Here is a 15,012-nt window from a genome sequence, read left to right as displayed (position 1 = left end):
TATAGAGTTTTATGAAAAAATATGGTTTGATAGGTTATCCGTTAGGACACTCGTTCTCAAAGAACTTTTTCAATGAAAAGTTTCATTCGGAAAACATTGATGCCGAATATGTAAACTTCGAAATCCCATCCATCAAAGAACTGCCTTCTGTGCTATTGGCTAATCCTGATTTAGTAGGGCTCAATGTCACTATACCTTATAAAGAACAAGTCATCTCTTATTTGGACGAACTGGATAAAGATGCGGCAGCCATCGGAGCCGTCAATGTAATCAAAATTGTCCGCCAAAAAGGTAAGACCAGGCTGATAGGCTATAATTCCGATGTGATTGGCTTCACTCAATCTATCGAACCCTTGCTGGAACCCCAGCACAAAAAAGCTCTGATCCTAGGAACAGGAGGTGCCTCGAAAGCGATTGCTTACGGACTGAAAAAATTAGGTTTGGAATGCAAATTCGTATCACGGAACCTGCGTGAAGAAATGCTGACTTACGATCAGCTCACTCCCGAAATCATGGATGAGTATAAAGTAGTTGTCAACTGTACTCCTGTAGGTATGTATCCCCGTGCCGATGAATATCCCAATATTCCATACCAATATCTCACACCCAACCATTTGCTTTATGATTTGTTATATAATCCTGACACTACTCTTTTTATGAAAAAGGGGGCAGACAAAGGGGCAATTACCAAAAACGGTTTAGAAATGCTCTTATTGCAAGCCTTTGGTGCATGGGATATATGGAACAAATAGTTAAGGTATGAAAAGAAAAAAAATGATTATTGGAACGAGTAGTATATTCGTTCTGCTTATTATAGTCCTACTTGGAGGCAGTCAATATATGCTGAACTATTCCTTACGCCCTGAAAACAGAGGAAAGAATTTGGAAAGTTCCTGGCAATATATGTTTAAGACTTACCCCTATCTAAAACCGTGGATAGATAGTCTGAAACAGAACCAAGCACTGAAGGATACCTTTATCTATTCTCCCGACCACGTAAAACTGCATGCTTACTATGTGGCTTCCAGCCGCCCGACAGCCAAAACCGCAGTTATAGTACACGGGTATACAGACAATGCCATCCGCATGATGATGATAGGTTATCTATACAATAAAAAACTGGATTTCAACATCCTCCTACCAGATTTACGCGACACTGGCCTGAGCGGTGGAAATGCCATACAAATGGGATGGTTAGACCGCAAAGATGTAACACAATGGATGGAGGTTGCCAATCGAATTTACGGTGACAGCACCAGCATGGTAGTACATGGAATCTCGATGGGTGCAGCCACCACTATGATGGTTTCGGGCGAACCGCAACCCGACTATGTGAAATGTTTTGTCGAGGACTGCGGATATACCAGCGTATGGGACCAATTTTCCAAAGAACTGAAAGCACAATTCGGCTTGCCTCAATTCCCGTTAATGTACACCGCCGACTGGTTATGCCAGCTGGAATATGGATGGGGGTTCAAAGAAGCATCCGCATTGAAACAGGTAGCCCGATGCCATCTGCCCATGTTCTTTATCCATGGTGATAAAGATGACTACGTACCCACATGGATGGTGTACAAATTGTATGAGGCAAAACCTCAGCCCAAAGCATTATGGATAGTTCCGGAAGCAGACCATGCACATTCCTATCTGTTCAATACTGAAGAATATACCCAAAAAGTAAAAGCATTTGTAGACAAATACATCCAATGAGAAAATTGACATTTTTACTTACTTTTTTCATGCTTCTAGGCTCCGTCCAGCTTCAAGCCAAAGAATATGCCATAAAAGACATACCGATGGTACATTTGCAAAACCGTACCCGCTACGTCAGCAATCCCGACGGTATCCTTTCATCCACCGCTGTCACCACTATGGACAGCATCCTCTACGCTTTAGAGCAAAAAACAGGTATACAGACATTAGTGGTAGCGGTAACAGGCATAGAGGGAGGTGATTGTTTTGATTTTGCCCACCGGCTGGGACAGGAAACGGGCGTAGGACAAAAAGAACGTGACAATGGATTGGTCATCTTGCTTTCCACCGACGAGCGGTGTGTGCAATTCGCTACCGGATATGGCCTTGAAGGGATATTGCCGGATGCCATCTGCAAACGGATTCAGAACCGCTATATGCTGCCCTATTTCAAGGACAATAACTGGAACGCCGGAATGGTAGCAGGAATACGGGCCGTAAACGGCTACCTGGACGGTTCCATGGAAAATATCGGCAATGACGAAAGCGAAGATGATCCCTTGGAATTCATTATCATCTTTTTTGTGATTTTCGGAGGATTTATTGGCATCGGATTGTATGCAAACTGGCGTAAAACACGCTGCCCCCACTGCAAAAAACACAAACTGCAACGTCTTTCTTCCAAAGTTATAGACCGAAGTAACGGAACAAAGACTGAAGAAGTAGTATATAAATGCAGAAATTGCGGACATATCCTCAGACGGAAAGAACGGTCGAGAGATGAAAATTACAAAGGCCCCCGAGGAGGAGGGCCGTTTATAGGCGGAATGGGAGGAGGATTTTTTGGTGGCCACGGTGGAAGTGGAGGCGGATTTAGCGGAGGAAGTTTCGGAGGTGGAAGCTTTGGAGGCGGAGGAGCCGGAAGCCGTTTTTAAGAACAAGAATATTCATAATTTTAATAGTATATACATATGAAAAAGTCAACGATTATTGTAATAGTAGTCATTGTATTAATTGCCATTTGGGGAATAACCTCTTATAATGGTATGGTAAAAATGGATGAATCTGTCAGCACAGCGTGGAGCAATGTAGAAAACCAGTACCAACGCCGTTCTGATTTAATACCCAACCTGGTAAATACAGTAAAGGGATACGCCTCACACGAAAAAGAAACTTTTCAAGCCGTAGTAGACGCCCGTAGCAAAGCCACTCAGATGCAGATCAGCGCCGATGACCTGACTCCCGAAAAAATGCAGGCCTATCAAAAGGCACAAGGCGAAGTAGGTAGTGCATTGAGCCGCCTGCTCGCTATCACCGAAGCTTATCCCGACTTGAAAGCCAATGAGAACTTCAAAGAGTTGCAAGCACAATTGGAAGGTACAGAAAACCGGATCAGCGTAGAACGCAAAAGATTCAATGACACAGCACGGGCATATAACACAGCCATCCGTACTTTCCCCCGTAACTTGCTTGCTGGCATGTTCGGATTTGACAAACGCCCATATTTTGAATCTGAGGAAGGAGCCGATAAAGCACCTAAGGTAGAATTCTAACTCGTAAAAGATACCTGTTTCCATCCTTAAGAAACAGTTTCCGGGTACGGATTGTATGAATTTTACAGTTTTTCTTATTCCAAACTGTAAAATTCATACAATCCGTACCCCATTTTTATCCATTCTGCTAATTTTTCAGCAACAATCAAGTATATTATCCCTAAAATCATTATCTTTACGGAAAGAAACTTTTAAAACTACAAGCAATATGTTCAATTCATTTGGTAATATTTTCCGGTTAACCAGTTTCGGTGAATCCCATGGACCGGGAGTAGGCGGCGTCATTGACGGCTTCCCTGCCGGTATTAAGATTGATATGGATTTCGTTCAGCAGGAACTGAACCGCCGCCGTCCCGGACAGTCATTACTTACCACCAGCCGCAAGGAGCCTGATACAGTGGAATTCCTTTCAGGTATATTCGAAGGCAAGTCCACCGGCTGCCCCATCGGATTTGTGGTATGGAACAAGAACCAACATTCAAACGACTACGAGAATATCAAGAATCTGTTCCGCCCTTCACACGCAGATTATACTTATATGCAAAAATACGGAATCCGTGACTACCGTGGCGGGGGACGTTCATCAGCACGAGAAACCATTTCACGTGTAGTAGCAGGAGCTTTAGCCAAATTGGCATTGAAACAACTAGGAATCAGTGTCACAGCTTATACCTCACAGGTAGGACCTGTCAAACTTGATAAAGATTACAAAAGCTATAACCTCGACTTGATAGAAACAAACGATGTGCGTTGTCCCGATCCGGAAAAAGCCAAGGAAATGGCAGAACTTATCTGGAAAATCAAAGGAGAAGGCGATACAATAGGCGGGGTAGTGAGTTGCGTCATCAAAGGATGCCCTATCGGACTAGGGCAACCCGTATTCGGTAAGTTACATGCCGCACTAGGAAATGCCATGTTAAGTATCAATGCCGTAAAAGGTTTCTCTTACGGACAAGGTTTTGACTCCATGGAGCTAAAAGGCAGTGAGCAGAATGATGTATTTTATAATAATAACGGAAGAGTAGAAACAAAAAGTAATTATTCCGGAGGAATACAAGGAGGCATCAGCAACGGGCAAGACATTTACTTCCGTGTGGCATTCAAGCCAGTTGCCACAATTCTGATGGAGCAACATACAGTAAATATCAACGGCACAGACACGACCATGAAAGCCAAAGGGCGTCATGATGCCTGCGTACTGCCGCGTGCCGTCCCCATTGTAGAAGCCATGGCTGCCATGACCATTTTGGATTATTATCTGATAGACAGAACTACACAACTATAAGAATCATTCAATTATGGAAATAAAACAATACATTAAAGAAAATGAAGCACGCTTCATGGAGGAACTTTTCAGCCTCATCCGTATTCCCAGTATCAGTGCTTTACCCGAACATAAAAACGATATGCTGGCCTGTGCCTTACGTTGGAAAGAACTTTTGTTGACAGCCGGAGCAGACGAAGCCATGGTAATGCCCTCACAAGGCAATCCATTGGTATTTGCACAAAAGCATGTAAGCAATGATGCTCCTACCCTATTGATTTATGCCCACTATGACGTAATGCCTGCCGAGCCGTTGGACCTGTGGAAAAGCCAGCCTTTTGAACCTGAAATTCGTGACGGACACATTTGGGCACGTGGAGCTGACGATGATAAAGGACAAGCCATGATCCAAGTAAAAGCATTCGAATACGTAGTAAAAAACGGACTGCTGAAACACAATGTGAAATTTATTTTCGAAGGTGAAGAAGAAATAGGTTCTCCCAGTCTGAATACCTTCATCAAGGAACATAAGGAATTGCTGAAAGCCGATGTAATTCTTGTTTCGGATACCAGTATGCTAGACGCGGATCTTCCCTCTCTGACCACAGGTTTACGAGGACTGGCTTATTGGGAAATAGAAGTGACCGGTCCGAACCGTGACCTTCATTCCGGACACTTCGGCGGAGCGGTAGCCAATCCTATCAATACCCTGTGCAGTATGTTAGCCCAAGTCATTGGCGAAGACGGACACATCACTATCCCCCATTTCTATGACGATGTAGAGGAAGTACCGGCAGCCGAACGTGAGATGATTGCACAAATTCCTTTCGACGAAAAAAAATACATGGAAGCCATCGGTGTAAAAGCACTGAAAGGTGAAAAAGGATATTCTACTTTAGAACGTAACAGCTGCCGTCCCTCTTTTGACATTTGTGGCATCTGGGGCGGATATACAGGCGAAGGTTCAAAAACAGTACTTCCCTCAAAAGCATATGCCAAGGTATCGTGCCGACTGGTTCCACATCAAAACCACGCTGTAATTTCCCAATTGTTTGTGGACTATATCCAGTCTATCGCTCCGGAATATGTACAAGTAAAAGTAACCCCGATGCACGGAGGCGAAGGATATGTATGCCCCATCACCTTGCCCGCCTACCAGGCTGCCGAAAAAGGCTTTGCTAAGGCATTCGGAAAAAAACCACTTGCCGTACGCCGTGGAGGAAGTATTCCTATCATCAGCGATTTTGAACAAATCCTAGGTATAAAGACCGTTCTCATGGGATTCGGATTGGAAAGTGACGCCATCCATTCGCCCAATGAAAACTTCTCTCTGGATATATTCCGCAAAGGAATTGAAGCTGTGGTAGAATTCCATCTCAATTATTAATCAATAATAAAAATGACTGCGGCAACAATCTTTAAAACTCTGACAACTGTTACTCTTTCAATAACATTACTAATTACAGGAGGTTGTAACAATATGGAAGCAAAAAAAGAAGAAACAGGAAAGAACACGGCTATAGAAAATATCTTTGCCCGAAAGAGCGTCCGGACCTATACACCCCAACCGATAGAAAAAGAAAAAGTGGATTTATTAGTAAAAGCTGCCATGGCTGCACCGACAGCAGTAAACAAGCAGCCCTGGGCTTTCGTGGTAGTGGATGACCGTAAAGTATTGGATAAACTGGCCGCCGAACTGCCTTATGCCAAGATGACGGCACAGGCTCCGCTAGCCATCGTGGTTTGTGGTGATTTAAGCAAAGCCCTGAACGGAGAAACAGATAGGTACTGGATGCTGGACTGCTCTGCCGCATCCGAAAATTTGTTGCTGGCAGCAGAATCAATGGGGTTGGGAGCGGTATGGACTGCGGTCTATCCGGAGAACGACCGCATTGCAAAGGTAAGGTCAGTCTTGTCTTTACCAGACCATATCATTCCTTTCAATTTGATTCCGGTAGGTTATCCACAACATCGGGAAGAAGCTAAAGACAAATTCAAGACCGAAAATATCCATTATAACAAATGGTGAACAAAGGTCTAGAAATATAAATTAAGTCGGCTGGTTTAATATAAATCAGCCGACAATCTCTTTCCATTCATCCATAATCAATTTTTCTCAATCTCTATTAGCCTCATCAAGTTTCTTTTTGGCTTTTTCTATCTTGCTTTTAGCTTTATCCAAGGTTTCCCCAACCTCATCAGCTTTATCCTCAATTTGATCTTTGGCATCATCCACCACATCTTCAACCGATTCTTTGGCTTTTTCTATACGCTCCTCGAATTTATCCTTTCCTTTCTTTTCGCCACAAGATGCAACAGCAAACATCGTCATGCACACTAACACTGTAAATAATTGTCTTTTCATACTTTTTCTATTTGATTATAAACTTGATTTTAAACTATGTTCAAATATAAGCATATAGCCTATTTCTTACAAATTCAACCTGTTCTTTGATACATATAAAATCTAAATCCGACAGGAAAAAAACTTATCCCATCAAAAAAAGCCACCATAGCAAGGTGGCTTTCAATATATTAATAAAACATTCAATTCTATACTACCTGTCAAACTACTTTGTAGCAGGAGCCGTTTTAGCAGGAGCCGTCTTTATATTAATAAGAATACTATTTTCAACCCCTTCCTTGGTTACATATATTATTCTATATGCCTTCACCCCTTCTTCTTTCAGAGAAAGAGAAGCACTTTTAAGAGTTGATTCGGGATATTTTTTGGCTATGGCATCTTTAACAGATTGAGGAACCTCTTTCAGGTCTATGTTTTTAAATCCGTCTTCAACGGCAACTGTATCATTCTTTACTTTCATGGTATCATCAGCCATGACAAAAGTTCCTACACCAAAAAGGAATACAAGTGATAAAAATATCTTTTTCATAATGGTTAAATTTAAATGTTTACCTACCGACAGATATCATAAAAGACAAGAAAAATATACATCATATTCAGTCATTTCCTCCCATTAGAATATCTTCGCTAAGTAAGAATACTAAACTAAGAAAATTATATTGAGAACTAAATTATCAAGAAAAGAAGTACACACCAAATATATAAACTAAAGTTTGTGGAAATAAACATTCTTTAATCCACACCAGCTTATGCTTCCACAGGCTTATTTATTCCGGCTTTCCTGATCATTAAGTAAATAGGCTTCTGTAGAGATAGTTGTACAAACGTTTGGCATAATGCAGCAAAATACGTACTTTTGCGACTCATTTATAAAATACAGTTTGAATGAAAGCATTAAAAGAACGCATTTTACGGGACGGAAAATGTTTCGAAGGAGGAATACTGAAAGTAGACAATTTCATCAATCACCAAATGGATCCTATCCTCATGAAATCCATTGCTGTAGAATTTGTACGCCGTTTCGCCTCTACCAATATCAATAAAGTTATGACCATCGAAGCCAGTGGTATAGCTCCCGCCATCATGGTAGGCTACTTACTGGAACTTCCTGTTGTCTTCGCCAAGAAAAAGAAACCCGTCACAATGGAAAATATGCTCACCACCAGTGTATATTCATTTACTAAAGACCGTTCTTATGATGTATGTGTCAGTAAAGATTTCCTGTCCAAAGGAGACCGTGTTCTTTTTATTGACGACTTTCTCGCCAACGGCAATGCAGCCAAGGGTATCATCGATTTGGTAGAAAAAGCCGGAGCCGAACTGTCCGGAATGGGATTCATCATCGAAAAAGCATTCCAACATGGCGGAGATTATTTGCGTAATGCAGGTATCCGCGTAGAATCATTGGCCATCATTGAAAGTCTGGACAATTGTGAAATCAAAATAAGATAACCCCATGCAGGAATCTCAAACCGCCCAATCCAATACCGGACTGATTTACGGATTGAACGACCGCCCCCCTGTACGAGAGGCCATTTTTGCTGCCATACAGCATTTGCTTGCTATTTTTGTAGCCATCATCACTCCGCCTCTTATCATCGCTGGAGCATTAAAACTGGATTTGGAAACCACCAGTTTCCTAGTATCCATGTCTCTCTTTGCCTCAGGTATTTCTACCTTTATCCAATGCAGACGGATAGGAGGCATCGGCACCGGTCTCTTATGTATCCAAGGAACCAGTTTTTCATTTATCGGTCCCATCATCTCGGCAGGTATGCTGGGCGGACTTCCACTGATTTTCGGCACTTGCATCGTGGCATCATCTGTAGAGATGGTCATCAGCCGCATCTTAAAATATACCCGTAAAATAATCACCCCTCTGGTATCGGGCATTGTAGTCACTTTGATTGGAATGAGCCTGATAAAAGTAGGTATCACAGCTTGTGGCGGGGGTGTTTCCGCCCAAAGCAACGGCACTTTCGGAAGTTTTGAGAATCTAGGTCTAGCTCTGCTGGTACTTATCCTCATTATCCTTTTTAATAGAAGTTCCAACCGCTACCTACGTATGAGTTCCATCGTTATCGGTCTGATTATAGGATATTTAGTTGCCTGGGGACTCGGTAGAATTGATTTCTCGGCAGTACAAAGTTTTGGTGGTTTCAATATTCCCCTCCCATTTAAATACGGACTGGATTTCGACTTTTCCGCATTCATAGCTTTGGGGTTAGTATTCTTGATAACAGCCATAGAAGCCTATGGAGACATTACTGCCAACTCACTGATATCAGGAGAACCTGTAGAAGGAAAAACATTCATCAAACGTGCTTCGGGAGGAATTTTGGCAGACGGATTCAATTCGATGATGGCAGGTATTCTCAACTCTTTTCCAAACTCCGTTTTCGCGCAAAATAACGGTATGATACAACTGACAGGAGTAGCCAGCCGATATGTAGGCTATTACATTGCAGGTTTTCTTATTCTATTAGGATTATTTCCCAGTGTAGGATTAATTTTCTCCCTAATGCCCGAACCTGTATTGGGAGGCGCTACTTTACTGATGTTCGGAACAGTAGCTTCAGCAGGCATTCGTATTATCGCAGCACAGAAGATCAACCGGAAAGCAACATTAGTCATCGCACTTAGTTTCGCTTTAGGTTTAAGTGTAGAAATGGTTCCTGAAATACTATGTCAATTTCCGGAATCAATAAAGAATATTTTCTCATCCGGCATTACAACAGGCGGAGTGACTGCCATCATTTCAAATGCACTGATACGGATGAAAGAGTAAAAACAAGTAATTTTCTCATAATTTGGAACTAAAGCATTAACTTTCTTTGCAAATCAGCCAAGAAAGGGAGAATAATATATATCTTTGTTCCAAAATATGATTATGATTACAGAGGATTTACAGAACCTATATCAAACCTATCTCGGAGAAGTACCCGAAGAGATTGTAGAATTACCCTCATCCGGTTCCAACAGGCGTTATTTCCGGCTGACCGGAACCCAAAAACTGATTGGCGTATACGGCACTGCCAAAGAAGAAAACGAAGCCTTTCTTTATATGGCAGCACACTTCCGCAAGAAAGGTCTTCCTGTTCCAGAAGTATACATCTGTTCTGAAGACAAGAATTGTTATTTGCAAGAAGATTTAGGAGATATCCTGTTGTTCAACGCTATTGAAAAAGGGCGGGCGACCAGCGTCTTCTCCGAAGAGGAAAAAGAATTGCTGCGCAAGACCATCCGCCTACTGCCTTCTATCCAATTTGCCGGAGCAGACGGCTTTGATTTTTCACACTGTTATCCCCAAGCCGAATTCAACCAACGTTCTATCCTTTGGGACTTGAACTATTTTAAATACTGCTTTTTGAAAGCTACCGGCCTGGAGTTTCAAGAAGACAAGCTGGAAGATGACTTTCAAAAAATGAGTGATGTACTGTTACGCAGCTCTTCCGCCACCTTTATGTATCGGGATTTCCAAAGCAGAAACGTGATGATAAAGGATGGAGCACCCTGGTTCATTGATTTCCAGGGAGGACGTAAAGGACCGTTTTTCTATGACGTAGCCTCTTTCTTATGGCAGGCTAAAGCTAAATTTCCCGAAACCCTGCGCAACGAACTGTTGGAAGAATATATAGACGCCCTCTCCAAATACAAACCAGTAGACCGTGATTATTTCTTTAGCCAGTTGCGTCACTTCGTACTCTTCCGCACCTTGCAGGTATTGGGAGCCTACGGTTTCCGTGGCTATTTCGAAAAGAAGCCACATTTCATCCAAAGTGTACCATACGCCATCGAGAACCTGCGACAATTGCTTCATAATGAATACCCCGAATATTCCTACCTGTGTTCCGTACTAAAAGACCTGACCGAACTGAAACAATTTAAAGATGACTTAAAAAAACGGCAACTCACTGTGAAGGTTATGAGTTTTGCCTACAAAAAAGGAATACCCAACGACCCCACAGGCAACGGTGGCGGGTATGTTTTCGACTGCCGTGCCGTAAACAATCCCGGAAAATATGAACGTTACAAACCTTTCACCGGGTTAGACGAGCCTGTTATTCGTTTTTTGGAAGAAGACGGGGAAATATTCCCATTTTTAAATGCTGCCTATTCTTTAGTGGATGCTTCAGTAAAAAGATACATGGAACGAGGTTTCAGCAATCTGTCTGTATGTTTCGGCTGTACAGGCGGACAACACCGTTCTGTTTATTCAGCGCAACACATGGCAGAACATATCAATAAAAAATTCGGTGTAAAAGTAGAACTCATACACCGTGAGCAGAATATAGAACAAACATTTGAAAGAACATTATGAAAGCAATGATTTTTGCCGCCGGACTAGGCAGCCGACTTAAACCTATAACAGACACCCGTCCCAAAGCTTTAGTAACGGTAGGTGGAAAAACCATGTTAGAGCACATCATCTTAAAGCTGAAAGCAGCAGGATTTGATGAAATAGTGATCAATGTACACCACTTTTCCAATCAGATTCTTGCTTTTCTGGAAGCTAACCAGAACTTTGGAGTCAACATACAAATCTCGGACGAAACAGACTGCCTGCTTGATACCGGCGGCGGTTTGGAAAAAGCATACCATTTATTATACCATCCTGAGAATATGTTTACCCAAAAAGGCGAAACCCCGTATGAACTGATATTCGAAAATCTGAACAAAGGGATGGATGAGGAAGAGATAATCGAAAAAACCTTAGGAGTTATGCGGAAAGAATGCTACTTGCTCCACAACGTAGATATCCTTTCCAATTGCGATTTTGAAAGTCTGATGTATTATCACCAGCATAGTCCTAACATCAATGCCACCCTTTTAGTCAGCCAGCGCAAGACCTCCCGTTACCTGTTGTTTAATGACGACAATCTGTTATGTGGCTGGGTCAATAAGGACACCATGGAAACCAAACCGGCAGGATTCCGGTATAGAGAAGGGGAATACCAGGAATACGCCTATAGCGGAATACAAGTGACCACCCCTAAAATTTTACATCTCCTTCCCAAAGGAAAATATTCCATTATCGATTTCTATCTCTCCATATGTCACAGGGTCGACATCCAGTGCTATGTAGAAGATGACTTGCAATTGCTTGATATCGGCAAACCCGAAAATCTGGAAAAAGCGGAAGAGTTTCTCAGTAAATTCTAAGCAGTCCTAGAAATATATCCATAACATAAAACAGTATCCCGCCTAATATAATGGGTTATTTCAGGCGGGATACTGTTTTGTTTGCTAGCAAATAGCTTCTTATTCTTTCGAATAAAATGGGCAGATAAAAAAAGTCGTAATTTTATGAAGTGCCCCCAAAAAGTTTTGTGTTTAACTTTTTGGGGGACACTTCTTTATGACCAAAGGTTCAATTTATTTTTCTGAGCTTCTTCCAAAGATACCGTTTTTACCTGCTTGGCACTGTTTTTCAGACGAAGATCCTCATATTCTTTGTTCAGCCTTTCCACAAACTCAAAAGAAGATTCCGGATTCAGCAAACGGGCGGCTACCAAGGCATTCTGTGAAGCATCTTTCATGTGAATGACCGGACCTCCATAAACAGGTGCTATTTTCAAGGCAGTATGTAGCTTGGAAGTAGTGGCTCCTCCAATCATAATGGGAATGTCCAGCCCCGCACGCTTTAACTCTACAGCCACATGCGCCATTTCTTCCAATGATGGAGTAATCAGCCCGCTTAATCCTATTATATCCACCTTTTCCTCTATAGCCTTCCTGACTATCATTTCGGCAGGAACCATCACGCCAAGGTCTATAATTTCATAGTTATTACAAGCCATGACCACTGATACGATATTCTTCCCAATATCATGCACATCCCCTTTTACGGTAGCCATCAATACTTTTCCTGCACTGCGGACACCTTCCTGTTTGTCGGCCTCAATAAGCGGCTGCAAAATCGCTACCGCCTTTTTCATGGTACGGGCAGTCTTCACAACTTGCGGTAAAAACATTTTCCCTGCTCCAAACAATTCTCCGACTTTATTCATACCTTCCATTAGCGGACCCTCAATAATATCCACTGCTTTAGGATACAGTTTAACCGCTTCTGCCAAATCCTCTTCCAAATGATCGCCAATGCCTTTTATCAAGGCATACTGAAGCCGTTTCTCTACCATCGGTTCTTCACGCCACACATCCTGTTTCACCGCTTCTGTTCCGGTCGCCGTATTTTTCAACGCCTCAGCAGTCTCTATCAAACGTTCGGCAGCATCGGGCCTACGGTTTAAGACCACATCCTCTATCCGTTCCAGCACATCAGCAGGAATATCCGTATAGAGCACCGAAGCAGCAGGATTTACAATACCCATATCCATACCTTGACGGATAGCGTGATAAAGAAACACGGCATGCATCGCCTCACGGATATAGTTATTTCCACGGAAGGAGAACGACAGGTTGCTCACGCCACCACTGACGTGTGCACCGGGCAAATTCTTTTTGATCCATCCGGTAGCCTTGATAAAATCCACCGCATAATTATCATGTTCCTCAATACCCGTAGCCACAGCCAGTACATTAGGGTCGAAAATGATATCATGAGGATTAAAATCCACCTGTTCTGTCAATATTTTATAAGCACGGGCACAGACTTCAATCTTACGTTCAAAAGTATCTGCCTGTCCTTTTTCATCGAAAGCCATCACTACAACGGCAGCTCCCAGTTTTTTTATCAGACGGGCATGTTCTATAAATATCTCCTCCCCTTCCTTCAAAGAAATAGAATTGACAATGGACTTTCCTTGCAGGCATTTCAGTCCGGCCTCAATGACTTCCCACTTGGAAGAGTCAATCATAACAGGTACACGGGCTATGTCGGGTTCGGACATGACCAGATTCAAGAAAGTAGTCATCTCCTCCCGGGCGTCCAGCAAACCGTCATCCATATTTACATCAATCACCAAAGCACCGTCTTCCACCTGCTTGCGAGCGATACTTAGCGCTTCCTCATATTTCTTTTCATTGATTAAACGGAGGAACTTACGGGATCCGGCCACATTGCACCGTTCGCCTACATTAATAAAATTCATTTCGGGAGTCTGCTCCAACAGCTCCAACCCGGAAAGCCACAGCCTCTCAGGAGTGGTGGCAGGGATATGAGGAGATACCCAGGCAGAACCGGAAACGATCAATTCCTGATATTTTGCAATATATTCCTCCGTTGTACCACAACAACCACCGATAATGTTTACTAATCCTTCATCGATATATTCCTTCACTTCTGAAGCCATTTCCTCCGGAGTCTGGTCATACTGTCCCAAACTGTTAGGAAGTCCGGCATTGGGATAGGCACTTATATAATAAGGTGCCCGTGCAGCCAGCCCTTCCAGAAAAGGTTTCAATTGTTTCGCTCCGAACGAGCAGTTCAGGCCGATAGAAAAAATAGGCGCATGCTGTACGGATGCCAGAAAAGCATCCAATGTTTGCCCCGAAAGAGTACGTCCTGCAATATCCGAAACAGTAACAGAAAGCATAAGAGGAACCTCACGCCCTATCTTCTTCATTGCCGTTTCCGCAGCATAAATGGCCGCTTTGGCATTCAGGGAATCGAAAATGGTTTCTATCAGAAGCGCATCCACTCCTCCTTCCAGCAAAGCTTCCATTTGTTCCTGATAGGCAGCGGCCAGTTCATCGTATGTCAAAGCACGCAAGGCCGGATTATTGACATCCGGACTCATGGAACAAGTTTTGTTGGTAGGACCTACCGAACCTGCTACAAATCTAGGTTTATGAGGGGTCTTCGCGGTATATTCGTCAGCCATTTCGCGAGCAAGTCCGGCAGCGGCCAGATTAATCTCACGGCACAAATCCTGCATATGATAATCTGCCATCGAAACCCGTTGGGCATTGAACGTATTTGTTTCAATAATATCAGCCCCTGCTTCCAGATATTTATGGTGGATATCCTTTATCACATCAGGGCGGGTAAGACAAAGCAAGTCATTATTGCCCTTCATCTGTCCGGGCATCTCAGCAAAACGCTCTCCCCGGAAATCCTGTTCAGACAAATTATACCTTTGTATCATAGTTCCCATTGCACCATCAAGAATGAGAACTCTCTCGTCAATTAGTTGTTTTAATGTAGCCATAAGTCTATTTTTGGGGTACGGATAACA

The 15,012-nt window shown here is 42.8% G+C and carries 14 protein-coding genes; 11 read left to right on the top strand and 3 right to left on the bottom strand.

Going from position 1 to position 15,012, the window contains the following annotated elements:
• The first annotated feature begins 11 nt into the window (after positions 1-11).
• The 7 genes from BVU_RS12795 (at position 12) to BVU_RS12765 (ending at position 6,538) form a co-directional block, all read left to right on the top strand.
• Positions 12-752, top strand: a complete 741-nt coding sequence (locus BVU_RS12795) for a shikimate dehydrogenase family protein (RefSeq protein ID WP_005847207.1) — start codon at positions 12-14, stop codon at positions 750-752.
• Positions 753-759: 7 nt separating this feature from the next.
• Complete coding sequence (locus BVU_RS12790) at positions 760-1,710, top strand: alpha/beta hydrolase (protein ID WP_005848225.1); 951 nt, start codon at positions 760-762, stop codon at positions 1,708-1,710.
• Positions 1,707-2,627 carry a TPM domain-containing protein gene (locus BVU_RS12785; RefSeq protein ID WP_011965641.1) on the top strand — a complete coding sequence of 307 codons (921 nt, stop codon included), beginning with the start codon at positions 1,707-1,709 and terminating at the stop codon, positions 2,625-2,627. The genes BVU_RS12790 and BVU_RS12785 overlap by 4 nt, the downstream gene beginning before the upstream one ends.
• Positions 2,628-2,663: 36 nt before the next feature.
• A complete protein-coding gene (locus tag BVU_RS12780; RefSeq protein WP_005847199.1) occupies positions 2,664-3,245 on the top strand; it encodes a LemA family protein in 582 nt (193 codons plus the stop codon).
• A gap of 208 nt (positions 3,246-3,453) precedes the next feature.
• Positions 3,454-4,530, top strand: coding sequence for a chorismate synthase (aroC, locus tag BVU_RS12775; RefSeq protein ID WP_005847197.1), 1,077 nt, complete (start codon positions 3,454-3,456; stop codon positions 4,528-4,530).
• Positions 4,531-4,543: 13 nt separating this feature from the next.
• A complete protein-coding gene (locus BVU_RS12770) occupies positions 4,544-5,896 on the top strand; it encodes a dipeptidase (RefSeq protein ID WP_011965640.1) in 1,353 nt (450 codons plus the stop codon).
• A gap of 12 nt (positions 5,897-5,908) precedes the next feature.
• The gene (locus BVU_RS12765) at positions 5,909-6,538 is read left to right on the top strand and encodes a nitroreductase family protein (RefSeq protein WP_011965639.1); all 630 of its coding nucleotides are present in this window, start codon (positions 5,909-5,911) and stop codon (positions 6,536-6,538) included.
• A gap of 87 nt (positions 6,539-6,625) precedes the next feature.
• Here BVU_RS12765 and BVU_RS12760 read toward each other — a convergent pair whose 3' ends face one another.
• Positions 6,626-6,874 (bottom strand): hypothetical protein, encoded by a 249-nt coding sequence (locus BVU_RS12760; RefSeq protein WP_011965638.1) that lies wholly within the window; start codon positions 6,872-6,874, stop codon positions 6,626-6,628.
• A gap of 205 nt (positions 6,875-7,079) precedes the next feature.
• Positions 7,080-7,403 carry a hypothetical protein gene (locus BVU_RS12755; RefSeq protein ID WP_005848233.1) on the bottom strand — a complete coding sequence of 108 codons (324 nt, stop codon included), beginning with the start codon at positions 7,401-7,403 and terminating at the stop codon, positions 7,080-7,082.
• 356 nt (positions 7,404-7,759) lie between these two features.
• On the opposite strand from BVU_RS12755, the gene xpt reads away from it, so the two are divergent.
• From xpt to BVU_RS12735, 4 genes are all read left to right on the top strand, one after another.
• Positions 7,760-8,326, top strand: a complete 567-nt coding sequence (xpt, locus tag BVU_RS12750; RefSeq protein WP_005847479.1) for a xanthine phosphoribosyltransferase — start codon at positions 7,760-7,762, stop codon at positions 8,324-8,326.
• A gap of 4 nt (positions 8,327-8,330) precedes the next feature.
• Positions 8,331-9,662, top strand: coding sequence for a nucleobase:cation symporter-2 family protein (locus BVU_RS12745; protein ID WP_011965637.1), 1,332 nt, complete (start codon positions 8,331-8,333; stop codon positions 9,660-9,662).
• Positions 9,663-9,764: 102 nt separating this feature from the next.
• Positions 9,765-11,195 carry a RapZ C-terminal domain-containing protein gene (locus tag BVU_RS12740; RefSeq protein WP_011965636.1) on the top strand — a complete coding sequence of 477 codons (1,431 nt, stop codon included), beginning with the start codon at positions 9,765-9,767 and terminating at the stop codon, positions 11,193-11,195.
• Positions 11,192-12,037 (top strand): sugar phosphate nucleotidyltransferase, encoded by an 846-nt coding sequence (locus BVU_RS12735; protein ID WP_005847471.1) that lies wholly within the window; start codon positions 11,192-11,194, stop codon positions 12,035-12,037. The genes BVU_RS12740 and BVU_RS12735 overlap by 4 nt, the downstream gene beginning before the upstream one ends.
• Positions 12,038-12,231: 194 nt before the next feature.
• On the opposite strand, the gene metH is transcribed toward BVU_RS12735, so the two are convergent.
• A complete protein-coding gene (gene metH, locus BVU_RS12730; RefSeq protein WP_005847467.1) occupies positions 12,232-14,985 on the bottom strand; it encodes a methionine synthase in 2,754 nt (917 codons plus the stop codon).
• Between the last annotated feature and the right edge of the window lie 27 nt (positions 14,986-15,012).

The organism is Phocaeicola vulgatus ATCC 8482, assembly GCF_000012825.1.
GTDB classification, from domain to species: domain Bacteria; phylum Bacteroidota; class Bacteroidia; order Bacteroidales; family Bacteroidaceae; genus Phocaeicola; species Phocaeicola vulgatus.
The sequence above is the reverse complement of the archived record's forward strand: the minus strand, read 5'-3'. Positions and strand labels throughout refer to the sequence as shown.